Origin of the sequence: Pseudomonas sp. DWP2-2, assembly GCF_049897065.1 — a bacterium.
Lineage (GTDB): Bacteria > Pseudomonadota > Gammaproteobacteria > Pseudomonadales > Pseudomonadaceae > Aquipseudomonas > Aquipseudomonas paracarnis.
This window is the reverse complement of sequence record NZ_JAFCVN010000004.1, coordinates 1-26,990: the sequence shown is the minus strand read 5'-3', so window position 1 is coordinate 26,990 and position 26,990 is coordinate 1. Positions and strand designations below refer to the sequence as shown.

22 protein-coding genes and 1 rRNA gene are annotated in these 26,990 nt (G+C 61.4%); 9 read left to right on the top strand and 14 right to left on the bottom strand.

The features are described from left to right. Positions 1-78: 78 nt before the first annotated feature. The 4 genes from ACP7CZ_RS10410 to ACP7CZ_RS10395 all read right to left on the bottom strand — a co-directional run bounded on the left by ACP7CZ_RS10410 (position 79) and on the right by ACP7CZ_RS10395 (position 6,608). Positions 79-3,222 carry a CusA/CzcA family heavy metal efflux RND transporter gene (locus ACP7CZ_RS10410; RefSeq protein ID WP_054897167.1) on the bottom strand — a complete coding sequence of 1,048 codons (3,144 nt, stop codon included), beginning with the start codon at positions 3,220-3,222 and terminating at the stop codon, positions 79-81. 18 nt (positions 3,223-3,240) lie between these two features. Beyond that, a complete protein-coding gene (locus ACP7CZ_RS10405) occupies positions 3,241-4,347 on the bottom strand; it encodes an efflux RND transporter periplasmic adaptor subunit (protein ID WP_096144137.1) in 1,107 nt (368 codons plus the stop codon). A gap of 19 nt (positions 4,348-4,366) precedes the next feature. Continuing rightward, positions 4,367-5,593 (bottom strand): TolC family protein, encoded by a 1,227-nt coding sequence (locus tag ACP7CZ_RS10400; RefSeq protein WP_054897169.1) that lies wholly within the window; start codon positions 5,591-5,593, stop codon positions 4,367-4,369. Positions 5,594-5,702: 109 nt separating this feature from the next. Further along, positions 5,703-6,608 carry a cation diffusion facilitator family transporter gene (locus ACP7CZ_RS10395; RefSeq protein ID WP_294152318.1) on the bottom strand — a complete coding sequence of 302 codons (906 nt, stop codon included), beginning with the start codon at positions 6,606-6,608 and terminating at the stop codon, positions 5,703-5,705. Between the two features lie 217 nt (positions 6,609-6,825). Here ACP7CZ_RS10395 and ACP7CZ_RS10390 point away from each other — a divergent pair, with 217 nt between their 5' ends. After that, positions 6,826-8,196, top strand: a complete 1,371-nt coding sequence (locus tag ACP7CZ_RS10390; protein ID WP_060764118.1) for a gluconate:H+ symporter — start codon at positions 6,826-6,828, stop codon at positions 8,194-8,196. Between the two features lie 3 nt (positions 8,197-8,199). Here the strand turns inward: ACP7CZ_RS10390 and ACP7CZ_RS10385 are convergent, their stop codons facing one another. Next, complete coding sequence (locus tag ACP7CZ_RS10385) at positions 8,200-9,489, bottom strand: MFS transporter (protein WP_054897172.1); 1,290 nt, start codon at positions 9,487-9,489, stop codon at positions 8,200-8,202. A gap of 186 nt (positions 9,490-9,675) precedes the next feature. On the opposite strand from ACP7CZ_RS10385, the gene ACP7CZ_RS10380 reads away from it, so the two are divergent. Beyond that, a complete protein-coding gene (locus ACP7CZ_RS10380) occupies positions 9,676-11,094 on the top strand; it encodes a short-chain fatty acid transporter (protein ID WP_034128121.1) in 1,419 nt (472 codons plus the stop codon). A 69-nt stretch (positions 11,095-11,163) separates the two neighbouring features. Here the strand turns inward: ACP7CZ_RS10380 and ACP7CZ_RS10375 are convergent, their stop codons facing one another. Further along, positions 11,164-11,301 carry a hypothetical protein gene (locus ACP7CZ_RS10375; RefSeq protein ID WP_230633863.1) on the bottom strand — a complete coding sequence of 46 codons (138 nt, stop codon included), beginning with the start codon at positions 11,299-11,301 and terminating at the stop codon, positions 11,164-11,166. Between the two features lie 81 nt (positions 11,302-11,382). Beyond that, on the bottom strand, positions 11,383-11,673 hold the full coding sequence (locus tag ACP7CZ_RS10370) for a nucleotidyltransferase family protein (RefSeq protein ID WP_032893707.1): 291 nt from the start codon (positions 11,671-11,673) through the stop codon (positions 11,383-11,385). Between the two features lie 155 nt (positions 11,674-11,828). Here ACP7CZ_RS10370 and acpA point away from each other — a divergent pair, with 155 nt between their 5' ends. From acpA to ACP7CZ_RS10355, 3 genes are all read left to right on the top strand, one after another. Next, the gene (gene acpA, locus ACP7CZ_RS10365) at positions 11,829-13,529 is read left to right on the top strand and encodes an acid phosphatase (RefSeq protein WP_181125421.1); all 1,701 of its coding nucleotides are present in this window, start codon (positions 11,829-11,831) and stop codon (positions 13,527-13,529) included. 119 nt (positions 13,530-13,648) lie between these two features. After that, complete coding sequence (locus ACP7CZ_RS10360; protein WP_054897175.1) at positions 13,649-14,818, top strand: hypothetical protein; 1,170 nt, start codon at positions 13,649-13,651, stop codon at positions 14,816-14,818. Positions 14,819-14,953: 135 nt separating this feature from the next. Next, on the top strand, positions 14,954-15,478 hold the full coding sequence (locus tag ACP7CZ_RS10355) for a hypothetical protein (RefSeq protein ID WP_034128124.1): 525 nt from the start codon (positions 14,954-14,956) through the stop codon (positions 15,476-15,478). On the opposite strand, the gene can is transcribed toward ACP7CZ_RS10355, so the two are convergent. Then, a complete protein-coding gene (gene can / locus ACP7CZ_RS10350; protein WP_003188288.1) occupies positions 15,475-16,119 on the bottom strand; it encodes a carbonate dehydratase in 645 nt (214 codons plus the stop codon). The two genes, ACP7CZ_RS10355 and can, sit on opposite strands and share 4 nt — an antisense overlap. Before the next feature lie 138 nt (positions 16,120-16,257). Between can and ACP7CZ_RS10345 the strand changes: the two genes are divergently transcribed. Next, positions 16,258-16,662: a hypothetical protein gene (locus ACP7CZ_RS10345; RefSeq protein WP_054897176.1), complete on the top strand. Its 405-nt coding sequence runs from the start codon at positions 16,258-16,260 to the stop codon at positions 16,660-16,662. Positions 16,663-16,781: 119 nt separating this feature from the next. Here the strand turns inward: ACP7CZ_RS10345 and rimI are convergent, their stop codons facing one another. Both rimI and ACP7CZ_RS10335 read right to left on the bottom strand, forming a co-directional pair. Beyond that, positions 16,782-17,234, bottom strand: coding sequence for a ribosomal protein S18-alanine N-acetyltransferase (rimI, locus tag ACP7CZ_RS10340; RefSeq protein WP_054897177.1), 453 nt, complete (start codon positions 17,232-17,234; stop codon positions 16,782-16,784). Next, positions 17,227-17,973 (bottom strand): hypothetical protein, encoded by a 747-nt coding sequence (locus tag ACP7CZ_RS10335; protein WP_060764114.1) that lies wholly within the window; start codon positions 17,971-17,973, stop codon positions 17,227-17,229. Before ACP7CZ_RS10335 ends, rimI begins: the two co-directional genes overlap by 8 nt. A 187-nt stretch (positions 17,974-18,160) precedes the next feature. Here ACP7CZ_RS10335 and mksB point away from each other — a divergent pair, with 187 nt between their 5' ends. Genes mksB through mksF form a run of 3 tightly spaced genes read left to right on the top strand, consistent with a single transcriptional unit; the run spans position 18,161 to position 22,972 of the window. Beyond that, the gene (mksB, locus tag ACP7CZ_RS10330) at positions 18,161-19,438 is read left to right on the top strand and encodes an Mks condensin complex protein MksB (RefSeq protein ID WP_032893713.1); all 1,278 of its coding nucleotides are present in this window, start codon (positions 18,161-18,163) and stop codon (positions 19,436-19,438) included. Beyond that, positions 19,428-20,135 (top strand): Mks condensin complex protein MksE, encoded by a 708-nt coding sequence (gene mksE / locus ACP7CZ_RS10325; RefSeq protein ID WP_003188281.1) that lies wholly within the window; start codon positions 19,428-19,430, stop codon positions 20,133-20,135. Before mksB ends, mksE begins: the two co-directional genes overlap by 11 nt. Then, positions 20,132-22,972 (top strand): Mks condensin complex protein MksF, encoded by a 2,841-nt coding sequence (mksF, locus tag ACP7CZ_RS10320; RefSeq protein WP_034128127.1) that lies wholly within the window; start codon positions 20,132-20,134, stop codon positions 22,970-22,972. Before mksE ends, mksF begins: the two co-directional genes overlap by 4 nt. A 187-nt stretch (positions 22,973-23,159) precedes the next feature. On the opposite strand, the gene ACP7CZ_RS10315 is transcribed toward mksF, so the two are convergent. From ACP7CZ_RS10315 to rrf, 4 genes are all read right to left on the bottom strand, one after another. Beyond that, a complete protein-coding gene (locus tag ACP7CZ_RS10315; RefSeq protein WP_054921763.1) occupies positions 23,160-25,463 on the bottom strand; it encodes a PqiB family protein in 2,304 nt (767 codons plus the stop codon). Beyond that, the gene (locus ACP7CZ_RS10310; protein ID WP_054897181.1) at positions 25,456-26,079 is read right to left on the bottom strand and encodes a paraquat-inducible protein A; all 624 of its coding nucleotides are present in this window, start codon (positions 26,077-26,079) and stop codon (positions 25,456-25,458) included. Before ACP7CZ_RS10310 ends, ACP7CZ_RS10315 begins: the two co-directional genes overlap by 8 nt. Next, on the bottom strand, positions 26,066-26,725 hold the full coding sequence (locus tag ACP7CZ_RS10305; RefSeq protein ID WP_034128130.1) for a paraquat-inducible protein A: 660 nt from the start codon (positions 26,723-26,725) through the stop codon (positions 26,066-26,068). The genes ACP7CZ_RS10310 and ACP7CZ_RS10305 overlap by 14 nt, the downstream gene beginning before the upstream one ends. Before the next feature lie 191 nt (positions 26,726-26,916). After that, positions 26,917-26,990, bottom strand: a 5S ribosomal RNA gene (gene rrf / locus ACP7CZ_RS10300); the annotation flags it as partial.

The following is a 26,990-nucleotide window of genomic DNA, read 5'->3' as shown; positions in this document are numbered from 1 at the left end:
GCGGCGCCTGTGGGTTTTTCGCGAGCAAGCTCGCTCCGACAGAGGGTAAGCCCGCACATTGCGGCGTTTTCGCGGTTGTCAGGCGGTCTCTTCATCGCGGCGATGAGCCCATTGGTACAACGCCGGCAGCACCAGCAAGGTCAGCAAAGTCGAAGAAATAATCCCGCCAATCACCACCGTCGCCAATGGACGCTGCACTTCGGCGCCGGTGCCGGTGGCGAGTGCCATGGGGATAAACCCGAGGGACGCCACCAGCGCGGTCATCAGTACCGGGCGCAAGCGGGTCAACGCGCCTTCGTGGATCGCCACCGATAACGAGCGGCCTTCCTCGCGCAGGTTTCGGATGAACGCGATCATCACCAGGCCATTAAGCACCGCCACGCCCGACAAGGCGATAAAGCCCACACCCGCTGAAATCGACAGCGGAATATCGCGCAGCCACAAGGCCATGATCCCGCCGGTAAGCGCGAAGGGGATGCCGGTAAACACCAGCAGGCCGTCCTTGAGGTTGTTGAACATCATGAACAGCAACCCGAACACCAACAGCAACGCTACCGGCACCACGATGCGCAAGCGTTCGGACGCCTCCTTCAACTGTTCGAACTGGCCGCCCCAGGTGGTCCAGTAACCGGCAGGGACTTTCACCTGGGTAGTGATGGCGGCTTCGGCCTCCTCGACAAACGAGCCGATATCGCGCCCGCGCACGTTGGCGCTGACGATCACCAGGCGCTTGCCGTTCTCGCGGCTGATCTGGTTGGGGCCCAGCACCAGGTCGAGGCTGGCAACCTGGGACAAGGCGATAAAGCCCAACTGCCCCGAGGTACTACTCGCCAGCGCCGGCACCGGGATCAACAGCCGTGACAAGCCGTCGATATCGGTGCGCAACGTGTCGGACAAGCGCACCACCATGTCAAAACGCCGATCACCCTCGTACAGCGTACCGGCCTGGCGCCCACCGACAGCGACGGCGATGGTGTCCTGCACATCACCCACATTCAGGCCGAAGCGAGCGGCCTTGTCGCGGTCGATATTGATGGTCAGCACCGGCAGGCCGGAGGTCTGTTCCACCTTCACTTCCGAGGCGCCGTTGAGCTTCTGCAAGGTCTCGGCGATTTCCCCGGCAGTCTGGTTGAGCACCGCCATATCATCGCCGAACACCTTCACCGCCACATCGCTGCGCACTCCGGAAATCAGCTCGTTGAAGCGCAACTGGATCGGCTGCGAGAGCTCATACACGCTGCCCGGCACAATCGCGCTGGCCCGTTGGATATCGGCGATGATTGCCTCGCGGGACTTCTTCGGGTTCGGCCATTGGTCCTTGGGTTTGAGCATCACGTAGCTGTCGGAAATATTCGGCGGCATCGGGTCGGAGGCGATTTCCGCCGTACCGGTGCGCGCAAACACCCGCTCGATTTCCGGCACTTGGGCCAGTAAGGTTTTTTCCAGTTGCTGCTGCATCTGCACTGATTGGGTCAGGCTGGTGCCAGGCACACGCAGCGCCTGTTGGGCAAAGTCACCTTCGCTGAGGCTGGGGATAAATTCACTGCCCATGCGGCTGGCGACCAACCCCGACACGACGATGGTCAGTGCGGCCAGGCCGAACACCAGGGGCCGACGCACCATCACCCAGTTGAGCACCGGGCCATACACCCGACGCGCACTGCGCATGACGAAGTTTTCTTCTTCCTTGACCTTGCCGGTGACGAACAACGCAATCGCCGCCGGTACGAAGGTCACCGACAGAATCATCGCGCCGAGCAAGGCAATCACCACGGTGAATGCCATGGGGTGGAACATCTTCCCGGCCACGCCCGTGAGAGCGAAGATCGGCAGGTACACCACCATGATGATCAACTGCCCGAAGATCAGCGCGCGTCGTGCCTCCTTGGCCGCGGCGAACACTTCGTGCAGGCGTTCACTGCGGGTCAGCAACCGGCCGTGGCGCTGCTGTGCGTGGGCCAGACGGCGGATGGCGTTCTCGACGATCACCACCGCACCGTCAACGATAATGCCGAAGTCCAGCGCGCCCAGGCTCATCAGGTTGGCGCTGACTTTGTTGGTGAACATGCCGGTGAAGGTGAACAGCATCGCCAGCGGAATCACCATCGCAGTGATCAGCGCTGCACGGATATTACCCAGGAACAGAAACAACACCGCCACCACCAGCAACGCACCTTCGAAGAGGTTTTTCTTCACCGTGGCGATGGCTTTTTCCACCAGGTTGGTGCGGTCGTAAACAGTGACCGCCACCACGCCTTCGGGCAGCGAGCGGTTGATCTCCTCAAGCTTTTTCGCCACCGCCTGGGACACGCTGCGGCTGTTCTCGCCGATCAACATGAACACCGTGCCCAGCACCACCTCACGGCCATTTTCGGTGGCGGCGCCGGTACGCAGCTCACGACCAATGTCGACCTGGGCCACATTGCGCACGCGGATCGGTGTGCCGTCCGAGGTGGTGATGACAATGTTGGCGATGTCGTCGATAGACGCCACCTGGCCCGGCGCGCGGATCAACAACTGTTCGCCGCTGCGCTCGATATAGCCGGCGCCGACGTTGGCGTTGTTGCGCTCCAGCGCCGTGACCAGATCGTTGAGGGTCAGGTTGTAAGCGGCCAGGCGCTTGGGGTCTGGCGCAATCTGATATTCCTTGGCGAAGCCGCCGATGGTATTGATCTCGGCCACGCCTGGCACGTTGCGCAGTTGCGGTTTGATGATCCAGTCCTGGATCACCCGCAGGTCGGTGGGGGTGTAAGGCGTACCGTCCTCTTTGCGCACACCGTCCTCGGCTTCGACGGTCCACAGGAAAATTTCCCCAAGGCCAGTGGAAATCGGCCCCATCGCGGTTTCGATGCCGTCAGGCAATTGCTCACGGGCCACTTGCAGGCGTTCGTTGACCAATTGGCGGGCGAAGAACAGGTCGGTGCCGTCCTTGAAAATCACCGTGACCTGGGACAAACCGGAACGCGACAGCGATCGCGTCTGCTGCAGGCCCGGTAGGCCGGCCATGGCGGTTTCGATGGGAAAGGTGACGCGCTGCTCGGTTTCCAGCGGCGAAAAACCGGCCGCCGCCGAGTTGATCTGCACCTGTACGTTGGTGATGTCAGGCACTGCGTCGATGGGCAGTTTCTGATAGCTGGCGATGCCGACACAGGCCATCAACAGCACCGCCAGCAACACGATGATGCGCTGCTCGATGGCGAATTGGATAAGGCGCTCAAACATGGGGAATCACTCGCAGGATCAATGGGCGTGTTCGGCCGAGCCTTTGCCCAGTTCGGACTTGAGGATGAAGCTGCCAGCCGTCGCCACCTGCGCGCCGGCCTCCAGGCCTTTACGCACTTCGACGTAGCCGTTTTCACTGACGCCCAGTTCAAGATGACGGGTGATAAAGCCGTCCGCGGTGCGCACAAACACCGAGGGTTTGTCCTCGACGGTCTGGATAGCGGTTTGCGGCACGGCGACCTTGGCCTGGTAGGTATCGGTGGCCACTTGCACGGCCACAAACAAGCCCGGGCGCCAGGCGTCGTCAGGATTGGGGACCGTCACGCGCACGGTAGCGGTGCGCGTCTGCTCACCGAGCAAGTTGCCCACATAGGCCACGGTGCCCAGCACTTCGGTGCCCATTTCCGTCGAGCTGACTTTCACCGGTTTGCCCACGCGAACCTTGTTCAAGTCCTTGGGAAATACGCCGAAGGTGACCCACACCTGGGACAGATCCGAGAGGGTAAAGGCATTGCTGGTTTCACTGACCACCTCGCCCACCCCCAGGTGTTTTTCCACCACCACACCGGCGAAGGGCGCACGCAGTTCATAACGATTGCCGCCGGCCAGTACCGCGCTGCCGCTGAGCGCAGTCATTTTTTGCCGCGCATTGTTCAGGGCGATTTCGGCTTCTTGCAGGGTCTGCCGCGCCAGCAGGTAATCCTGTTCGGCAGAGATTTTGTCCTGCCACAACTGACGCTCGCGCTGGAAGGTGGTACGCGCCAGTTCGACCCGGCGCTCACTGGCGGCCAATTCGCTGCGCTGGTCGGAAATTTGCTGGCTGGCGATCACCGCCAACAGTTCGCCCTTCTTCACCGACTGGCCCAGGTTGACCTTCACCGCCTCTACCACGCCCGCTGCGCGGGGCACGATGTGGGAGGTACGGTCTTCATCAAAACGCACCTCGCCCGGCAGCGTCAGCACGGTGCTGATGGCACGCGGTTGCGCCTGGGCCAACTGGATGCCGGCAGCTTGAATCTGCTGCTCGGTGAGTTCGAGCTTGCCTTCTTCTTCCTCGGCGTGGGCGAAGCCGGAAAGCATCAGGCCCAAGGCGACGGCGAGCGCCATGCCATGTTTTTTGTTCATCAGGAGACTCCAGGAAAAATCAGAAGCGGGCGAGGTCGCCGTAAATGCGTTCGATGCGTACCCAGGCCTCGGTGGCCTGGGCGGTGGCAGCAAGGTATTGGGTACGGGCCGCGATCAAGGTGCGCTGGGCGTCGAGCACGTCGAGGAAGTTGAACTTGCCCATCTCGAAGCCACGGGTGGCGCTGTCTACCGCACTTTGTGCGGCGGGCAGGATCTGCTGGTTGAACGCGCGCACTTCGGTGTTCGCGGTTTGCCACAGGTCCAGGGCCTGGCGGGTTTCGGTGCGCAGGCGCAGTTCGGCGGCGTTTCGCAGGTCGCGGGCCTGGTCGGCGCGTCGGGTGGCCGCGAGGATGTTGCCCTGGTTGCGGTTGAACAGCGGGATCGGCATCGACACGCCCACCAGGTTCACCCGTTCGCGCACACTGGCGTCGTATTGGCTGCCGATCGACACGTCCAGGTCCGGAATGCGCTGGGCTTTTTCCAGACCCACGCTGGCTTCGTTCTGCACAATGCTGAGTTCGGCCAGGCGCAATTCGGCGGTCTGCTCAAGGCGTGCCAACAATGGCGCGGCGGCGGGTAACGCCGGTACCGAGGTGCTTGGCGTGGCGACGGCCTGGAAGTCGGTGGCGGCGCTGCCGGTGCTGGTGGCGAGGCGACGGTAGGCGTCAGTGAGGCCAATCTGTGCGCGGTTCAATTCCAGACGGATTTGCGACACCTGCACCTGGGCGCGAGTGGCTTCCACCGGCGACGACTTGCCAGCGGTGACGCGCCCATTGGCGACCACCAGGCCGCGCTCGGCAAGCGTCATGGAGCGTTGCGCCAGGTCAAGGCGTTCCTGGGCGCGCAGGGCGCCGTAGTAGCTGTCGATGACCTCGGCGCGCAACTGGTTGCGACGCTGCTCCAGGGTCAGCGCGGCGGCATCCTGGGCGCGGGTGGCCACCTCGATGCGTGCACCGCGCTTGCCGCCCAGTTCAAGGGTCTGGCTGAGTTTGATGCTGGTGGTGCGGCTGTTGCGGCGGGTGTCTTCAGCGTCCCAGGAGGCCACCGGGTTGGGGATCAGGCCGGCCTGTTGCCGGCCGCCTTGGGCGATGTCGATTTCCCATTGTGCGGCCGCCAGGTCCGGGTTGTTGGCGAAGGCGGTTTGCAAGGCTGCATCGAGGGTGAGGGGTTGTGCCTGGGCGGCGTTTGCGGATATCCACACTACCAGTGCCGCCGCCCCCAACAGTGTTCTAACGAAAATTGCCATAACGAGAGTTCCACGCCCATGAAGTCGCTGAGGTTTCCCAGCGGGGGCAATGTAGCTTTCGGTACTTATCAGGGCCGTGGGCGAAAGATTACAAATCCGTTAGCCAGGCTCAGGCATGCACTTCGTCGTGATCGTCATGTTGAAAACCCTCGCCGTCGACCTGGATCGTGGCGTGGGAAATATCGAACTGTTCGTGCAGTAACTCCGTCACTCGGCTGAGGATCTGTTGCTCAGTGCCCTGGGACGCATCCGCGACCAGATGCGTACTCAGCACGTTCTTGCCACTGGTGAGGGCCCAGATATGCAGATCGTGCACGTCCCTGACCCCCGGCACGCTGCGGATGGCCTGCTCCACCCGCTCGATGTCCACACCCTCCGGCACACCTTGCAGCAGGATGTTCATGCTCGCCTTAAGCAACGTCCAGGTGCGCGGCAATACCCAAAAGCCGATGGCGGCCGCGACCACGGAGTCAACCCAACCCCAGCCAGTGAACATGATCACCAGCGCGGCAATGATCACGCCGACGGAGCCCAGCATGTCGCTCCAGACTTCCAGGTAGGCGCCCTTGACGTTAAGGCTCTCGCCACTGGCAGCGCTGAGCAGGCGCATGGAGATCAGGTTGACCACCAGCCCCAGCAGCGCAATCACCAGCATGCCGGTGGACTGGATTTCGGCGGGCGCCTGCAGCCGCTGGTAAGCCTCGTACAAGATGTAGAACGCCACGGCGAACAGCAGTAATGCATTGAAGGCGGCCGCCAGGATCTCGAACCGCGCATAACCGAAGGTGCGCTTGCGATCTGCCGGGCGCTTGGCGACTTGGATCGCCACCAGGGAAATCGCCAGGGCCAGGGCGTCGGTCATCATGTGCGCCGCGTCCGACAACAGCGCCAGGCTGCCGGTGATAAAAGCGCCGATGACTTCGGCCAGCATGAAGCTGCCGGTCAGCCCCAGCGCGATCCATAACTTGCGTTCGTGGCCGGCGCGTACTTGGGCGTGGCTGTGTCCTGCGCTCATGAAATGTCCTCGTGGGTTGGGATGGGGCGGATCATAGAGCTATAGGCCAGATCCACTGGCATGGTTTGCAAAATTGTCATCTGAGCGCCAGAGGGTCGTTAGCTTCGGGCGCACCAAAATCGTTCATGCACGCGTTGGGGAAGATGTATCAGGTATGCTTTTCGGGCCGAAACAAAAAGAAACATATTAGCCAACCTGCTCGATAAGGAGTTCCGTCTTGGAGTTATCGACTGCCGCGTGGATGGTTCACGACACCCGCCTCATGCTCTGCGTGCTGTTGGCGATCGCCAGCATCATTGTGCTGATCAGCGCGACCAAACTGCCACCCTTCCTGTCGATTCTGATCGGCACCTTTATCGCCGGGGTCGGCGCCGGCCTGCCACCGGAAGAAGTGGCAAAGGCTTTCAGCAAAGGCGCCGGGACGATTCTCGGGGAAGCCGGGATCATCATTGCCCTGGGTGCGATGCTCGGCGCGCTGATGGCCGAATCCGGCGCGGCCGACCGTATTGCCACCACGTTGCTCGGGCTGGGCAAAGGCAAGTCATTGCCCTGGGTGATGGCGTTGGTCGCCATGGTGATCGGCCTGCCGCTGTTCTTCGAAGTGGGCCTGGTGATGATGGTGCCGATCATCTTTGTGATGGCCAAGCGTTCGAACCAGCCGTTGCTGAAGATCGCCATCCCTGCACTGGCGGGCATGACCACCTTGCATGCCTTGATGCCACCTCACCCTGGGCCGCTGATTGCCGTAGGCGCATTGCACGCCGACCTGGGCCTGACCATGTTGCTGGGCTTTTGCCTGGCGGTGCCGGCAGTGATCCTGGCCGGGCCGCTGTATGGCAACTGGCTGTCCAAGCGCCTGCACGTGGATGAGCCGGCCGATATCGGCGCCTTGTTCAGCGCACCGCCCAAGGCCCCGCGCCAGCCGAGCTTCGGTGTGTCGCTGCTGATCATTCTGTTGCCGGTAATCCTGATGCTCGGCAGCACCTTGGCTAAAGTCGCGTTGGCGCCGGAAAGCACCCTCGCCCTGACCTTGAAATTCCTCGGTGAACCGCTGGTCGCCCTCGGCCTGGCCGTAATCGCCGCGGTCGTCTGCCTGGGTTGGGCGGCGGGCATGCCACGCGCCGACGTCGGCAACACCCTGCGCAAAGCCCTGGCGCCCATCGCCGTACTACTGCTGACTATCGGCGCCGGCGGCGGCCTCAAGCAAACCCTGCTGGACGCCGGCGTCAGCCAGACCATCAGCAAAGTCGCCGAAGGCGCGCACATGCCCTACCTGCTGCTGGCCTGGCTGATCGCCGTGGCCCTGCGCCAGGCCACCGGCTCGGCCACCGTCGCCACCACCACGACCGCCGGCATCCTCGCGCCGATGATGGCCGGGTTGGCGGCGACGCAAAGCTCATTGGTCGCCCTGGCCATCGGCGCCGGCTCGGTGTTCTTCTGCCACGTCAACGACGCCGGGTTCTGGATGGTGCGTGAGTACTTTGGCTTGCAGTTGAAACAGACGATCTGGGTGTGGTCGGTGTTGCAGACGATTGTTTCGGTGGTCGGGTTGGTGGGGACCTTGTTGCTCTGGCACTTCCTAACCTGATCCTCAGGCGGCCAGGCTGTGGCGTTTGCCAAACAACGCCACACTCGCCACCCCCACCGCCCCCATCACCACGCAATACCCCACGCAGATCCACGGGCTGGTCGGCATCAGCGCGATCAATAACAACGGTGTAGTACTTGCCCAGAGTGCATAGGCAATGTTGTAGGTGAAGGAAATGCCCGACACCCGCACCTGCGCCGGAAACAGCCCGACCATCACCGACGGCACCGCGCCCACCACGCCGCAACTCAGGCCCGCCACGGCATACGCCGCGCCGAGCCACACACCGCCGGCGATCAGGCTGGCGTACAGCAGCGCAATGCCCACCGGCAGCAACAGGCTGTAGACCAATACCGCGCGCCATGCGCCGATGCGGTCCACCAGCAGGCCGGCGAGCACGCAGCCGATATTCAGGAAGACGATGCCCAGGGCGCTGAGGGCGAAGGTGTGGCTGGGGCTCATGCCGAAGGTTTTCTGCATCATGGTCGGGGTAATGACCACCAGCACTACCACGGCAGACGTCAGCACGCAGGTAAGGATCATCGCCGGCAGCAGCACGGCGCGATGGTCGCGCAGCACGGTGCGCAAGGGCATTTCGGCGGCGGCCTGGCGACGCGCCTGCATCTCCAGGAACACCGGGGTTTCACTGAGCCAGCGGCGCAGCCATACGCCGATCACACCGAATACGCCGCCCAGCAGGAAGGGGAAGCGCCAGGCGTAATCGAGGATTTCGGCGGGGGTGAAGACCTGCGCTAGCAAAGTGGCGGTCAGCGCCCCCAGCAGGTAACCGAAGGTCAGGCCGGCCTGCAAAAACCCCAAGGCATAGCCACGATGGTGACGCGGTGCGTGCTCGGCGACGAAAGTCCAGGCGCTGGGCACTTCGCCGCCCACTGCTGCGCCTTGCAGCACGCGCAGCGCCAGCAGGATCAGCGGGGCGAAATAGCCGATTTGCGCGTAGGTCGGCATGACGCCGATCAGCAGGCAGGGCAAGGCCATCATGAGGATGCTCAAGCTGAAGACACGCTTGCGCCCCAGGTGGTCGGCAAAGTGCGCCATCAGGATGCCGCCCAGTGGACGGGCGAGGTAGCCGGTCACGAAAATGCCGAAGCTTTGCAACAGGCGCAGCCACTCGGGCATTTCCGGCGGGAAGAACAGTTGGCTGAGGGTCAGCGCAAAGAACACGAAGATAATGAAGTCGTAGATTTCCAGGGCGCCGCCGAGGGCAGCCAGGCCCAGGGTTTTGTAGTCGGAGCGGGAAAAACGCTGCGCCCGTGGGGAAAAGGTGGCAGTCATGTGCAGGCTCGGCAGGCAAACAAAATGGCGTGCAGGTTATGAGCTGAGCCCATCGATGGCAATCGTGACGGATATATTTGTTTTACTCATTGATCGTTGAAGATAACAACATTCCCAAATCAATGGCCGTAGAGGAACATGCCGTAAAACTGCCAAACCCCATAATAACTACAAGAGGAAAGACTCGTGGCCGATGCTATCGAAGACAGCCGCTATGCCCGATTTGCCCTGCGTTGCTCCAACTTCGCCGAGCGCTGGTTTCCTGACTCCTGGGTGTTTGCCGCCCTCGCCGTGATCATCGTCGCCGTGGCGACCCTGGGCATGGGCGCCGCACCGGCCGAAGCGGCCAAGGCATTTGGCGATGGGTTCTGGAGCCTGATCCCGTTCACCATGCAGATGGCCTTTGTGGTGATCGGCGGTTACGTGGTCGCCAGCTCACCGCCGGCAGTGAAGTTGATCGACCGCCTGGCGCGCATTCCCAAGAATGGCCGTTCGGCTGTGGCCTGGGTGGCGTTGATTTCCATGGTGGCGTCGTTGCTTAACTGGGGCCTGTCCCTGGTGTTCGGCGGTTTGCTGGTGCGGGCATTGGCCCGGCGCACGGATTTGCGCATGGACTACCGTGCCGCTGGCGCTGCAGCGTACCTGGGCCTGGGGGCCGTATGGGCGCTGGGGCTGTCGTCGTCGGCCGCGCAGTTGCAGGCCAACCCGGCCAGCTTGCCGCCGTCGATTCTGTCGATCACCGGCATGATCCCGTTCACCGAGACTATTTTTTTGTGGCAATCCGGCGTGCTGTTGCTGGCGCTGATCGTAGTGTCGCTGATCATCGCCTACGCCACCGCGCCTGGCCCCAACAGCGCCCGGGATGCCAAGGCCTGCGGCATTGACCCGGCCTTCAACCTGCCCAAGCCGCAGGCGCCGACGCGCCCCGGTGAATGGCTGGAACACAGCCCGTTGCTGACGATTCTGCTGGCGTCGCTGGCGGCCGGCTGGCTGTTCCATGAGTTCTCGACCAAGCCGGCGATCAGCGCCATCTCGGGGCTCAATACCTATAACTTCCTGTTCATCATGGTGGGCGCGCTGCTGCACTGGCGCCCGCGCAGCTTCCTCGATGCCGTGGCCCGTGCGGTGCCGACCACCACCGGCGTGCTGATCCAGTTCCCGCTGTACGGCTCGATTGCCGCACTGATGACGGTGGTCAAGGGCGGCGACGGCCAGACTCTGGCGCACCATATCTCGACGTTCTTCACCTCCATCGCCTCCCACGACACCTACGCCCTGCTGATGGGCGTTTACTCAGCAGTGCTGGGCTTCTTCATCCCCTCAGGTGGCGGCAAGTGGATCATCGAAGCGCCGTATGTGATGCAAGTGGCCAATGATCTGCAATACCACCTGGGCTGGGCGGTGCAGATCTACAACGCCGCCGAGGCGCTGCCGAACTTGATCAACCCGTTTTATATGTTGCCGTTGCTGGGTGTGCTGGGGCTGAAGGCACGGGATTTGATCGGGTTTTCGTTCGTGCAGTTGCTGGTGCATACGCCGCTGGTGTTGTTTCTGCTGTGGGCGTTGGGAACGACGCTGAAGTATTTGCCGCCTGTGATGCCCTGAATAACGAGTGACCGCAACTGTTGGTAGAACAGTTGCGGTCAAGGATTTACAGGAAGGCGTGCCAATAGATCAGGTAATGCACTCTGTACAAGGAATATGTGAATGGCGTGCCGCGAAGTCCGGATGCTGATCCATGATTTTCGTCGACACTTCACCAATGATGATCAGGCTCATGACCACAGCTTGTTGTGTTCGCCGGTCCTCCAAAAACTCTTCTTTGCTCAAGCCCTCTACAAAAGTGATCGCGTCAGTGGCAGCTTGCCAGATAATCCCCTAGCCGACTTTCCGTCATACTGGCCGGGCCTCCGCTAGCACTTTATCGCGAAACTTCAAAGGCAAGTCGCCAGGCGTAAGCAGGTCGACATTAACGCCGAGCAAGTCCTCAAGCTCGACCTGCAACCCACCGAGATCAAAGAGCGTTGTGCCCGGCGGCGCGTCTACCAGCAAATCAAGATCACTGCCTTCTTGGTCAGTCCCCATCAGTACCGACCCAAATACTCTGGGATTGGAAATACGGAAACGTCCGACCACTTCTCGTACAGCCGTTCGTTGCAGATCAAGTGCAGTTGAAGGTCTCACGACTCACCTCAGTGATGTGCATTAGAAGGGCAGTCTAGCAGCGCTTGAGCCGTGTAGACACGCCCCGCCCATCACACGCCTGTCTTTGTTCCGTCACATTCCATTGCTACCGTCCTGCGAAATATCTTGCAACATCTCGCCAAGGATTCCTCGCAATGAGTGACGAGCACAACGACCACCCTGCCCACGACTGCGCCCCCAAAACGCGGGTAGACACCAGCCGTCGGCGCTTCCTCGGCGGTGCGGCGGTGTTGGGGGTGGGGGCGACCTTGAGTGCCTGCGGCAATACCAGCGAAGCACCGAACCCACCCGTGGCGCGGCCGCTCACGCCCCAGGAACTGGACAAGGCGCTGCGCGAGCAGGTGAAAACCGTGGTGGTGATTTATGCCGAGAACCGCAGCTTCAACAACCTGTTCGCAGATTTCCCCGGGGTGGAGAAACCGCTGTCGGCGTTAACCGCCAAGGACTTCCAGCAGCGCGACCGCGATGGCAGCGTATTGCCTGCCCTGCCACCGAGCTGGGGCGGTGTGTTGCAGGTCGGCCCACAAACGGTGGACGGGGTGACTTACCCCAGCGAAGTGCAATTCCAGCAAAACCTGCCCAACGCGCCGTTCGCCCTCAAAGGCCCGCAGGGCGAAGACCTGCCATTGAGCCTGGTGACCCGCGACCTATGGCACGTGTTCTACCAGAACCAGATGCAGATCAACGGCGGCAAGAATGATGGTTTTGTCGCCTGGGGCGATTCCGGTGGGCTGGTGATGGGCCATTACGCCCAAAGCCGTTATGCCCTGCGCCTGTGGGACGTGGCCAAGGAGTTTGTGCTGTGCGATAACTTCTTCCAGGGCGCGTTTGGTGGCTCGTTCCTTAACCACCAGTACCTGATCAGCGCCACCGCGCCGTTTTATCCCAATGCCGCGCAGTCGGTGGCCAAGGCGCAGATCGCCACGCTGCAAAGCGATGACCCCAGCGACACGCGCCTAAAGCCCTTGGACACGTCACCGGCCAGCGCCATGACCGGCCCACCACAATTCGGCCCCAGCGCACTGACACCCGATGGTTACGGCGTAAACACCCTGGCCCCACCCTACTGGCCCACCTGGATCCGCGACCCGCAAAACCCGGATTACTCCAAGCCCGACCTGCCCAATGTGCTGGTGCCGCAAACCCACGAGCATATTGGCGACAAGCTGTCGAAGAAGAACATCGACTGGGCCTGGTACGCCGGTGCGTGGCAAGCCACCCTGGAGCAGTTCAAGGACTCCGGCGGCATCCCCAAGATTCCGAATTTCCAGTACCACCACCAGCCGTTCAATTACTTCAAGCAGCAAGGGCCGCAAAACCCGGCAGAACGTGCCAGGCGTCTGCGTGACGGCGGTTTGGGCGATGAGTCAAGCACCAACCGGTTCTTCGCCGACGCCCAGGCCGGCAAGCTGCCCGCCGTGAGCTTCTACAAACCCCAGGGCAACTTGAACATGCACGCCGGTTATGCCGACGTGGCCTCGGGCGACCGCCATATCGCCCGCGCCTTGAAGGTGCTGCAAGAAAGCCCGCAGTGGAAAAACATGGTGGTGGTGGTGACCGTGGATGAAAACGGCGGCTGGTGGGACCACGTGGCGCCGCCCCAGGGTGACCGCTGGGGCCCGGGCTCGCGGGTTCCGGCGCTGGTGGTGTCGCCGTTTGCCCGCAAAGGCACGGTGGACCATACGGTGTACGACACGGCATCGATCCTGCGTTTGATCACCCGGGTGTTCCAGTTGGAAACCCTGGACGGCCTCAAGCAGCGCGATGACGCGATGATCGCGCGCGGCCAGAAACCCATGGGCGATCTGAGCAATGCCTTGCAGTTCAGCCTGTAGGGGCTTATCCAATAACGACATGCCGGGCGATTTAACACGCGATTTTCCCGGTCAGCCGCTACTGTGTGCAGGTGGGCTTCCATCCCGCGCAGACGGGCTTCGCTGACAAGGAATCGACTATGTTTAAACCGACCAGGCTGTCCTTCACCCTCGCCGCACTACTGGCGAGTGCGGTCGTACAGGCCGACATCGAGGTGCCACTGGGCAGCACGCAGCGCGTCACCCAGTTGTTCGCGTACCCCAACAACTGCAATGTGATCTGCTTCCGGCCATGGTCACTGGAGCAGACCGCCGAACACTATTTGAACCAGAGCCTGCAACGTGACGGTTACAGCCGGGCCAAGGTCAGTGTGAAGACCCACGACGGTCAGGTCACGGCGTCCTTCAGCGGCGTGCCCGACAGTTACGGCCAGCCACTGACCACGCTGCTCAATACCGCCGACCTGGCTTACCAAGGCGCCAGCCAGCTCAACAGCGATGGCAAATGGGCCTACAACTGGTACCTGTTCCTGCCGTTGGGCATGGCCCTGGAAAACCGCAAAAGCATCGAGCTGTTGCACTTCCCTCCGGATTACTCGCTGACCCAGGCCCAGGATTACCTGGAATCGGCCACCACCGACCGCTGGGCCACCTTGTTAAGCGAAAATGGCGTACCGGCCACGGAAACGCCGGCGTACCAGACCATCATCGATATCGCGCCCATCGCTGCGCCGTCCAATGCCGGCAAAGACCTGGAAACCGTCTACGGGTATTTCACCGACTACCAGACCCGCATGGTCAAGGAACTGAGCCTGCGCCCTGGCGGCGCATTACCCATGGTGGCCTTCGGCGCGCCAGTGCGTAGCTGGATCAAGCAACAATACGGGCAAACCGTGGGCGTGCTGAGCCTGGCGCAGATCAGCCCGGAGCCTGGCAAAACCGTCGCGGTATTGGGCGCCAACCACCCAAGTTACATTTGGTATGCGGCCAGCCCCGACAGCTATGACGGTGATGAACAAAAGGCTGATGACGCCGGTTTGAAAGTGATGGGCCAGGACTTGAGCGCCGCCTGCTGGCAAGCAGGCATGGGCCAGAAACCCGCCAGCGATGCGAACGTATTGCTCAAGGCCTGCCTGAACACTTGGCAAGTCACGCGCAAGGAGCAGACGTGTGAATTGTTCTACACCTCGGTGCGCCACCTGACGCCTGAGCAGGCCAACGCCAAGTGCGCCACAGCGCCTATCAAAGCGCAGTTGAAACTGTTGAGAAATGCCGCTCCCACGCCCACCGTCATAGCCCCCGCGCTTTAAGGCGAAGAAACCGTTTCTACTGTCAACTTTGACAGTAGAAACCGGATCCCACTTCGGCGAATCTAGGGCCGCGCCCATTTGCTGCAAGACTGGCCGTCACACCCGCAGGTCCATGCAGCCCCGCTCAGGAGAGTGATGAAAACTCGAGCCATGGATAAGGCTGAAACGGCTGTGAATGACTGCCTCTATCCCTTCAAGACGCTGCTCGTGGAACAGGGTTACCCCTCGACCGAGCACTTTGAGGTCAAGCAAGAGGCTGAAGGGGTTGCGGCCAGGGTCACGGCGCGCGTGGCCTTTGAGAGTCGCACGCGCATTGCTAAGGTTTCCGGTTATGCCGTGAGCGAACGGCGCCCGTACACGCTGCAACTGTCACCCCGCATCCACTTGTACGATTGTTGGCTCTGCGGCCTGTTACAGCACTCCTGCAACCCGAACGTGTTTCTAGACACCACGTACCTGGAGCTATGGACGGTGCAACCCATCGGCGCCGGCAGCTTGCTGACGCTGGATTACGCCACCACCGAAGACACACTGGCCCGGCAGTTCGCTTGCCATTGCGGCGAGCTGAACTGCCGGGGCTGGATCACCGGCAGCAAGGAGCCGCTGAACGCCGAAGGCCAGGCCTTCATGGCCTGGTGGCGTGAGCACAAACGACCTTAGGCTTCGCCCAACGGACGCAGGCGGTATTGCGGCGGCAGTTGCTCGAAGCCACTGATGGTGGTGTTCAAACTCTTCCAGCGACCGTCCTTGATGCCATAGATACAGCCATGGATCGACAGGCTCTGCCCGCGATGCCAGGCATTTTGCACAATGCTGGTGTGGCCGACGTTGGCCACCTGCTGGATCACGTTGAGCTCGCACATGCGGTCCACACGCTCTTCTTCGGTCGGCAACTGGGCCAGCACATCGCGGTTTTCGTAGTAAAGGTCGCGAATGGTGCGTAGCCAGCCGTCGATCAGGCCGAACTGGCGGTCCTGCATCGACGCACGCACGCCGCCACAGCCGTAGTGACCGGTGACGAGGATGTGTTTGACCTTGAGCACATCCACCGCGTACTGGATCACCGACAGGCAGTTGAGGTCAGTGTGCAGCACCACGTTGGCCACGTTTCGATGCACAAACAGATCACCGGGCAACATGCCGACGATCTCGTTGGCCGGTACACGGGCATCGGAGCAGCCGATCCACAGGTATTCCGGGGTCTGCTGGCGGGCGAGCTTGGCGAAGAATTCGGGATCTTCCTGTTTGATCGCGTCCGCCCAGCGTTCGTTGTTATCAAGCAGGTCTTGTAGTTCGTTCATCAGGGAAGCCTCAGGAATGATGCGCAGGTTTGTGACTGACAAGCCCTCGTCCGGGTCACGCCAGGCGCTAATTAGCTTGAATTTTTTGGCTGCCATGCCTGTCCACACACTATAAGCCCCACAGTATGAGGATTGGCCATGACTGAATCACGACGTCCCTACGGCGCAACGCAGCCGGAACCGATCGATGACAACGAAGACCGCATGGGTGAGATGCGCGAGCTGGATTTTGACGAGCAGGACCAGACTGCGGAAATCGGCGACGAGCTGCCCCGCCGTGAGCGCGACCATCTGATGCCCGACGAACGGGTGCGCGAAGCCGGGCTGACCGGCGCATCGACGGATGATCATGAATCCACCGACGACGATATGAGCCCGGAGACGCTGATCCGTGAGGACGGCGCGCGGGATGCGCAGGAGGAAGGCGAAGACAATGCCGCCGACTATGACTTGAGCGTCGTGGGAGAGAATGACATTGGTGGCGGGAATGGGTTGGATGAGGCGGAACTGGCTGATCTGGACCCACTGAACGGCAAGCGCTGACCCTGTGGGAGCTGGCTTGCCTGCGATGGTATCACCGCGGTGTTACTTGAAGACCGAGGTGCCTGCATCGCGGGCAAGCCCGGCTCCCACAGAGGTTCTGCACATAGGGGGCTCTGTATTTAATCGACCAGGGTGCACGCCATCACGACTGCATCTTCGCGGCCACCCACAGCGGGGTAGTAATCCCGGCGACGGCCGATCTCGTTGAAGCCATAACGCTCATACAGGCGAAACGCGCCGGTATTGCTGTCCCGCACTTCGAGGAAGCATTCTCGCGCATTGGCGGCATAGGCACGCGACATCAAATGCTCCAGCAGCGCCAGGCCCAAACCACGGCCCTGGTTTTCCGGCTTCACAGTAATGTTCAGCAAGTGCGCTTCATCGAGAATGATCTGCACCACCCCGTGCCCCACTTGCTGCTCGCCTTCGAACATCAGCCAGATCTGGTACTTGCCCAGCCCGTCGAGAAAAATCCCGCGGGTCCAGGGGTGGCTGAACGCCGCGTATTCGATTTTCAGCACGGCCTCGAGGTCGGCCTCGGTCATCGGGCGAAAGGATAAAGCCTCACTCATCAGTTGTTTTCCAGCGCGCCATCAGCCGGCGCATGGCTTGCCAGACATCAGCCTTACGCTGTGGCTCTTCCATTAATAATTCCAGGCCCGGCAGGGCCCACACCGAACCCAGGCCTTCAACCTGCAGCTCGCGGTACCAGGCCTCGGCGTTTGCTTCACCGGCAAACCGCACAGCGGGCAGGCCGATCAGCCACAGGCACACGCAAGGCTCGTCTTCCAGGCGTGCCGAGACAAACCCCTGGACGAAATCTCGTGCGGCCTCGGGGCCCTGGTCCATGGTGCCGCGCACCAGCAGCGGCCAGCGCACCGGCTCACCGACGATTTGCGGGCTGTCGGGCAGGCCGGCGGCGCGCAGCATGTCCTTGAGCAAAAGGTAGGCCGGGTCGCGGGACTGGAAACGTTCGCCGGTCGGCAGTTCCACCAGCAACAGGCAACGCCCGGCCCGCAGCAATTGCAGGGCAAAGCGTGGCGGCGGCACGACCGGCGCCTTGGCCACCGGCGCAGCCTCCTCCAGCACCTTGGCAGCTTTGGTCACCGGCGCAGGGCGCGGCACTTCGATCTTGGCCCGTTCGACCACCGGGCGCGTCTCAGGGGTGGGCTTGACCACCGCCACGGGCGCGGCCGCTTCTTCCCCCGACGACTCGAACGCCTCATAAGGCTCAAGCGCCTGCAACAACTCGGGCCGCGACGGCGCGGCAAACGGCAGTTCGGTGCGGGGCAGCCAGTTGACCACCTGCATGGCGGTCAAGTAAGCGCGACGTCGGGACTCGATAAGCACAGCTCGGCCACTTGTGGATAAGTAAAGAGCGGGGATTCTACCGCTGTTCGGCAACAATCGCCCACTGCGCACTGACCGGCTGTGGATAAATCCCGCGCCTGATGCAGTACAATCGCGACTTTTAATCGCCAACCAGCCGGCCATTCCCATGATCGAACCCAAGCGCGTCCTGCGCGCCCTCGCCGAACACTGGGCCTTACTTGAGCCTCTGTGCGAACACTTCGACCAAGGCACCCTGAGCCTGGCCGAGCTGCGCGCACAGTTGGCCGCCCAACAACTGGACAGCACGCCCCAGGACATCACCAGCCTACTGGACGTGTGGATTCGCCTGGATATCCTGGTACCTGTCGCCAAGAGCCCGAACCGTTTCGAGCTCAACGCGCAGATCCACGACTTCCTCGCCTATCTTCGCAAGGAGCACCGGCTTGGCCTGTGCCTGGAAATCGAAGCCTACCTGCGCCACCTGGAGCGTCTGGCCGGTTACATCCAGGACGCCTTCGACATCCGTGACGGCCACGACCTGGCCCGGCAACTGCGCCTGCTGGATATGCGCGTGCGCGATGTGCTCAAAAAACTCGCCAACGACGAACAGGCCCTCGCCGCCGTGGCCGACCGCGCCAAGACCAGCGACCGCCAGATCCCGTTGCGCCAGCGTTACGCCGAGGTATTGGCGACCTGGGACGAATACGTCGAGCCGATGATCCAACTGGTGAACGCCGACGGCGCCTTCGAGCAAGGCGTACGCAAGGTGGAAAACGTGCTGCTGCGCATGCTCACCGAGCAACAGCGTCTTGGCCACCTGGTAGATGACGACATGCTGCTGCGCACCCATGCGCGCATCCTCGAGATGCAAACCAGCGCCCAGCTGACCTTGCGCCATGCGCGGGAGTTGCTGCTGCCGCTGCGTGAAGAAGCACGCCGGCATAACGCCGTGACTCGCGGTGCGGCGCTGGCCCTGTCGGCGATTCGCCGCAAAGGCCTGGACGCGGTGCCGCAAGCGGCGATGCCGATGTTCACCCGGCCGCAAAGCACCTTTTTGGGCAGTGCGAGCCAGGTCGAGGCCTATGTGTATGCCCTGGCCAATTTCGAACCCAAGCCGGCGCGTTTCCCCAAGGCGCACAAGTCCCACAAAGGCGAAGCCCAGCGCGCACCGCGTACGGTCAAGGAAATGCTCGAACGCTGCGAAGACGCGCTGCCGATGCCCGACCTGATGACCTGGCTGCTGGAGCAGGAACCGGACGGCGCCACCGATGAATTGCTGTACTGGTTTTCGCGCCTGTCCCGGGAAAAACGCTTCAAGCGCGAGCGCCTGGAACGTCGCGATTACCACACCCACGAGCACCAGGTCAGCCTGCGCTCCTTCGCCCTGCTCCCGGCCGGCGTCGATGCCACCGAGAATTCTGCGAGCACGCCTTATGCATCTTGATCTATCCGAACTGTCCCAGCTGGCGCCGATCTTTCGCGAGCTGTTCAAGGGTTACCACGTCAGCCGTCGCGACCCGGAGCTGTACGCGCAATTGTCGAACTTCCAGGACCAGTACCGCACGCTGTTCAAGGCCCTGGGCTTTGAGCTGGTGTGCGATACCCGCGGCTTCTATTACTTCGTGCCGGACACTGCCGTGGCTGCCGCGCAGGTGAACAAAACCGCCCAGCGCCTGGCCCTGTTCACCTTCATCATCGTCGAACACCTGGCCGACCAGGGTCGCGACCCGATTGCGGTGCTCGACGGCGGCAGCCTGGGCCGCGATGAATTGCCTTCGTTGCTGGAGAAATACCGTGACCTGTTTATCCAGGCCGAGGTGCAGACCCAGGAAGAGCTCGAAGAAAAAATCATGCGCCGCATGACCCAACTGGGTTTTGCCAGCGAAGACAACGGTATCTACCGCTTCCTGCCGCCGATGCACCGCTTCCTGGATGTGTGCCTGTCGGTGCAGCAGGACCGCGACCTTGCCGCCAGCGTACACAGCGTACTGCCGCTGCCGGCACCGGTGATTATCGACGAGGACAGCGACGAGAAACTGCTGAAGACCGATGACCCGCTGGATCTGAGCGCCTTCACCGAAGAAAGCGAAGAAGATGCCTTGGCCCGTGCCATTGCCGAAGAACAGGAGACCGACGCATGAGTAAGGAACGCTACGGCATCCGCCGCTTCGCCCTATTGAACACTGCCGGTTACAGCCTGGGCTTGTTCCCGCTGGAAGAGCCGCTGTCGGTGTATGGCGCCAACAACCTGGGTAAATCCGCCTCGATCAACGCCTTGCAATTCCCGATCCTGGCACGCATGTCGGACATGAGCTTCGGCAAGTACACCCTGGAACAATCGCGGCGTTTCTACTTTGCCACCGACACCAGCTACATCCTGGTAGAAGTCTCTCTGCCCCACGGCCCGCACGTTATCGGCGTGGTCGGCCGCGGCCCGGGCGGCGGCTTTGGTCACCAGTTCTTTGCCTACGCCGGCAAGCTGGACCTTACCCACTACCAGAAAAACGACACCTGCCTGCGTCAGAAAGAGCTGTTCACCAACCTTGAGCGCGAGGGCCTGAAAGCCTACGAGCTCAAGCCCGATGAACTGCGGCGCTTGCTGGTGGGCGGGCATACGTCGGTCCCGCTGGACCTGACGCTGATTCCGCTGCGCTCCACCAGCGAGCAGAGCCTGAAGACGTTCCGCGCGCTGTTTATCAACCTGCTGCACATGCGCGAAATCACCGCGGCCAAGCTCAAGCAACTGTTCCTTGATGCCTTCGAACACAGCCTGCGTTCGGGCAGTGTCGACTACATCGCGGCCTGTGAAGAAGCCTTCCGTGATGTGCGACGCATGGAGCAGGACTACAACTCGCTGGTGGCTGCCGGCCCCTTGGTTGAAGCCCTGGCCAATGGCGTGAAACAGCGCGACGCCCTGCGCGGCAAACTGCATCGCCTGTCGCCGCTGCTGGATTCGTTGCTGGGCACCTGGTCGGACTACGCCAGTGCGCGCAAGGAAGAGCTGACCATCCAGGCCGAACACTACCGCAACGAGCAGGACGCGCTGCAAAACGACCAGCGCGGCGGCACACAGGAGCTGATGCGCCTGGAGCGGGAAATCAGTGGCATCCAGCGTTGGTTGGGCGAGTTGTCCGTGCTCAAGCACCGCTTTGCCCTGGTGGATGACGTCAAGATGCTGGAGCAGCAATTGCTCGCCGCCAAGGATGCCCACGATGAACTGGCGGGCGCCTTGGCGCAGTCGCGGCAGTTCAGCGCCGAGGACTTGGAAGAACGCCTGCGCGACCTGGAAAAGCGCTTGAAGTCGGTCAAGCAGCAACTCGATCACGCGGACAACAACAGCTACGCCAAGCTGCGCGAAGAATTTTCGCAGCAGGATGTCGAGCGCCTGATGCGCCTGTTCAACAGCTCGCTGTTCAGCTTGCCGCTGGGCGAACATGGCATCACGCTGGACGAGGACGGCCAGTGGGTCAAATCCCTGGAGCAGATTCTCGATGGCTTCAAGGGCGAGCGCTTTGAGGTGCCGGGGCTGTCCATCGACATCTCGCACATCGAGCCGCCGGCACTGCAAGCCCTGGCGGATCGCGCCGCGTTGCGTGACCAGAAAGAGCGCCTGGAAAAAGAGCTCAAGCAACTGAAAACCCAGCAGGCCGTGGCGTCCGACCGCGCCGCAAGCAAGACCCAGACCGAAGCGCTGTACCAGCAGGTACTGGATGCCCAAAAGGCCCTGGAAGACTTCCGCCGCACCCAGACCCTGAGCGCCGAAGAAGGCGAGAAGCTGGAAAACCTGGCGCAGATGGAAGCGGCCCAGGACGAGTTGAAGCGTTCCAGCGATGCCTTTACCGAGCGCGTCCAGCAACTGTCGGCCAAGCTGCAACTGGTCGGCCGTCAGATCGGCGATATGGAAGCCAAGCAACGCACGCTGGATGACGCGTTGCGCCGTCGTCAGCTGTTGCCGGCGGACCTGCCGTTCGGTACGCCGTTCATGGACCCGGTCGACGACTCCATGGACAACCTGCTGCCGCTGCTCAATGACTATCAGGACAGCTGGCAGGGTTTGCTGCGCGCCGATGGCCAGATCGAAGCGCTGTACGCCCAGGTGCGTCTCAAGGGCGTGGCCAAGTTCGACAGTGAGGATGATGTCGAGCGTCGTCTGCAACTGCTGATCAACGCCTATGCGCACCGTACCGACGAGGCGCTGACCCTCGGCAAGGCGCGCCGTGCAGCGGTCACCGACATCGCCCGTACCCTGCGCAACATCCGTAGTGACTACGACAGCCTGGAACACCAGTTGGCGTTGTTCAACCGTGAGATCAACAAGCGCCAGGTCTCCAACCTGCAAAGCTTCCGCATCGTACTGGCGCCGAACAAGGAAGCGCTCAAGCATATCGACCAGATCATCCACAGTGCCGGTCAGTATGAAGAAGGCGAGACCCTCTCGGTGTTCGACCTCAGCCAGAGCGCCGAACAGGACAACAAGAACGAAGAAGCCAAGGAATACCTGGCTCGCCTGGTCGCCGCCAACCATAACCAGTTGGGCCTCAAGGATTTGTTCGAATTGGCGTTCGAAATCACCAAGGTCAACGGCCAGCCGGTGATCCATACCGACATCGACGGCGCTGCGTCCAACGGCACTACCATGACCATCAAGGCGCTGACCAACATGTACTTGTTGCTGCACCTGATGGACCGCGACCAGGCCGGTCGCGTGCGGTTGCCGTACTACCTCGATGAAGCGGCAGACATCGATGAGAAGAACCAGGCAGCACTGCTGGAAACCAGCCTGCAATTGGGCTTTGTACCGATCCTGGCGAGTGTGAAGCCGCAGGTGTCCGCCCAGGTGGCGATCGACCTGGAGGGCGGCAGCGGGCCGAACGGGATCTACATTGATGAGGCGGACTGGAAGTACATCCGTCGCCATGATGTGGTGAAGGCGACGATGAATGTGCAGGCGGACGAGCCGGAGCTGGATGAAGTCTGACGGGCTGTACTGAAAGGCAAAAAGGCCGCGATCTTTTGGGATCGCGGCCTTTTTTTCGGCTTGGGATTTGCGGTGTGTTTGTGGGCCTCATCGCGGGCAAGCCCGGCTCCCACAGTTGGAATGCATACTTGCTGAAAATGCATATCCCTGTGGGAGCCGGGCTTGCCCGCGATAGCCGCGCCTCGGTTTATTTACCGAGTGGAATCTTAGGCGCCCAGGTCAGCCATTCATCCTCAAACTTGTCGAACAACGGGAACGTCTGCTGCGGCCGTGCCGGGTTACCCATGCGCTCGCCATCCGGCGTGGCAAAGGCGATGCCGCCGGCCACCAGCGTTTCAAGGGACTCGGTACGCACGGTCGCGCCCTTGAACAAGCCGAAGTCGAGGCCAAAGCCGCTGGTGTTCCAGAAGCGGCTGCCACTGCGTACCAGAGGTGCGTACTTGGGCTCGATCAGGATGTGCACCAACACACGGTCGGCGGTCTGGCCCAGCTCATAGCCGGTGACTTTGCCGACCGTCACTTCACGGTAGGTGACCGGTACCCCTTCCTTCAACGAACCACGGCGGGCGGCGCTGAGTGTGAGGCTCAGGCCAGCTTCCTGATGCACGGTTTCAGGCGGCTGGGTCAGGGCGACAAAGCTCTTCTGCGGGCCGGCGTTTTTCGCGGCCGGTTGCACCTCGATGTATTGGCCAGTGACCAGGGTCTCCAGGTTAGCCGTCTTCATCAGCCCCAGTTCCGGCTTGACCACCCAGAACTGGCTGCCCGTGCGCGCAATGCGGTCCGCAACCTGAGTGATACGCGCCTTGAGCAGCACCGACTGCATGTCGGCACTGAGGTCGACACTTTCGATCTTGCCCACATCCAGCCCCTTGAAGCGCACCGGTGTGCCGGCGCTCAGGCCGTCGGCGCGGTCGACTTTGATGGTCACCAGAGTGCCGTGCTGGTTGGCGGCATCACGGTCGGCATACAGGCGAAAGCGCGGGATGCGATGTTTCAATGGCACGTTCGGTTCCGGCGTTTCGAAGGCGATACCGCCCGCCATCAGGCTGGCCAGGGATTCGCTTTTGACCTGGATACCGCCGGTGAGCCCGCCCGTAAGGGTGACGCCGCTGGCATTCCAGAAGCGCGTCGAGCCGTTGACCAGGCTTTCGTATTCCTTCTCGATATGAACGCCGATCACTAGTTGTTTTTTCTTGCGTGAAAACTGGTAACTCTGCACCGAACCGACTTTGACCTGTTTGTACAGAATCGGGCTGCCGACATCCAACGAGCCCAGGCTGTCGGTGAGCAACACCATGTGCAGGCCCGGGGAACGCAGGTCCAAAGGTGGCGCCTTGGCGCGGGCTACGTATTCGCGTTGTGGCGGGGTGCCTTTGTCGCCTGGGCGAATCGCGATGTAGTTGCCCTTGACCAAGGCCTCCAGGCCGGTGATGCCCGCCAGGGAGATGGACGGTTTGACCACCCAGAATTGCGTGTCTTCGACCAGGTAGTCTTCAGCCAATGGATCGAGGGTCAGCTCGGCACTGGCGCTGGACAGGTCCGGGTCGATCTTCAGGGTTTTCAGGCTGCCGACCTGGATGCCTTTGTACATGACCGGCGTACGCCCGGCCTGCAGGCCTTCAAAGTCGGTGAGTTTGACCTTGACCTTGATGCCCGCTGCGGCGGCGTCGAAATCTTCGTATAGCCGGAAAGGCAGACTCGGGTCGGTGGGCGGGCTGTCTTTGCGGTTTTCAGGAGTGGCGAAGGCGATACCTCCGGCGACAATGCTGGAGAGGGATTCGCTGCGCACTTTCAAGCCGGAAAGGTTGGCGTCGATACTGATGCCGCTGGCATTCCAGAAACGCGTGTGTTTGCGCACCAGGTTGGCATAGGTCGGCTCGATATAGACCTTGACCTCGACGGTGCTCTGGTCTTCAGACAGCAGGTAGCTTTTGACCTGGCCGACCTGAATCTGCTTGTAGAACACCGGACTGCCACGGTTCAACGAGCCCAGGCGATCGGCCTTGAGGGTCAGGTGCAAGCCGGGCTTGGCGTCGGATAACGGCGGCTCTTCGGAGAGCGCCTTGAACTTGCGCGTGGGCTCGCCATCACCGGGGCTGGCGGCGATGTAGTTACCTGAAACCAGGGTTTCCAGGCCGGTGATACCGGCAAGGCTGACGCTGGGCTTGACCAACCAGAAGCGGGTGTTGGTCTTGAGGTACTGCTCCACGTCCTTGTTCATCTCGATGGTGGCGATCACCCCGCGATTGCTGCCTTCGTCATCCAGGGCCAGGGTTTTGACCTTGCCCACGGTCATGCCTTTGTAGACCACTTCGGTCTTGTTGACCTGAATACCTTCGCCGCTTTCAAAGCGAACTTGAATCTCGATACCTTGCTGGGAATAGGCACGCCACCCCAGCCAGCCACCGATGATCAGGGCAATCAGGGGCAGCACCCAAATGGCCGACCAGTTAGAGGCTGGGCGGGTTTTAGCTTTAGGCAAATCACTCATGGTCGTCGTCCGACTCCGTGTTATCCCAAATCAGTCGGGGATCGAAAGTTACTGCGGCAAACATCGTCAAGATCACCACACTGGCGAACGCCGCAGCGCCGAGGTTGGCCTCGATACTGGCTAGCCGCCCAAAGTTAACGAGCGCCACCAGGATGGCGATCACGAAGATATCCAGCATGGACCAACGCCCAATGAACTCGATAAAGCGATACATCACAATGCGTTGTTGCGCGGACAGCGGTTGGTGACGCTGCACCGAGAACAGCAGCAGGCCAATGCCGACCAACTTGAAGGTCGGTACCAGGATACTGGCGATGAACACCACGGCAGCGATAGGAAACATCCCGTGCTGCACCAGTTGGATGACACCCGACATGATGGTGCTGGGGTCGCCTTGGCCAAGGGAGCTGACCGTCATGATGGGTAACAGGTTAGCGGGGATATACAGGATCGCCGCGGTGATCAACAGCGCCCAGGTACGTGTAAGGCTATTGGGGCGACGGGCATGGATCAACGCGCCACAACGTGTGCAGAGCTGCTCCTCGCTATCCGCTTCCTGCTTGTTCAACTCATGGCATTCGGTACAAATCAGAATACCTGCATCAATCGCCCGCATGGTCATCCTCTCCTGACAGCGCTTGCCAGATCTGATGGGGCGACATCACCACCTCAAGCAGAACTTGAACCATTAATAGACTCACGAAGCAGACCAGACCCAGGCCAATTGTGATGGAGGCCATGTCGGCGAGCTTTACGATCGCCACCAGCACACCCATCAAGTAGACCTCCAACATCCCCCAGTCCTTCATGTGGTGGTAGATGCGATATAGCAGCAGCCCGTAATTGCGCCCGATGTTCCAGCGAATACTGAGCAGCACTGCCAACTGGCACAGAAGCTTGAGCAAGGGGATGCCCATGCTGCACAGGAACACCACGGCGGCAACGCCTTGCATGCCCGTATCGAACAGGCCAACGACGCCGCTCCACACGGTGTCCTCCGAAGACTGCCCGAGTAGATTGAGCTGCATGATGGGCAAAAAGTTCGCGGGGACGTACAGCAGCAGGGCTGCCAGTACCAAGGCGAGACTGCGCTCGACCACATTGTGACGGTGAGCGTATAGCTCGTAGCCGCAGCGTGGGCATTGGGCTTTTTCGCCGAGGGCGAGCGTTGGTTTGCGCATCAGCAAGTCGCACTCATGGCATGCCACCAGATCGTCTAGCGGTAAATCCGATACCTCGTGGGCATCAACCGGATCGGGCATAGATAGGGCTCTGACTCTAAAAATGATTAGGTGGCTATTCTAGTGGTGTCGCTCAGAAATAACTGTGCAAATTTGTCGGGGCAGTCAGGTCGGAGGTTGGGGCGCACAGGTGTACGGGGACAAGGTGGACACTTTTCGAGCGCCCAAAACAAAACCCCAACTGCTTTCGCAATTGGGGTTTCGGAATTTAATCTTGACGATGACCTACTCTCACATGGGGAAACCCCACACTACCATCGGCGATGCATCGTTTCACTGCTGAGTT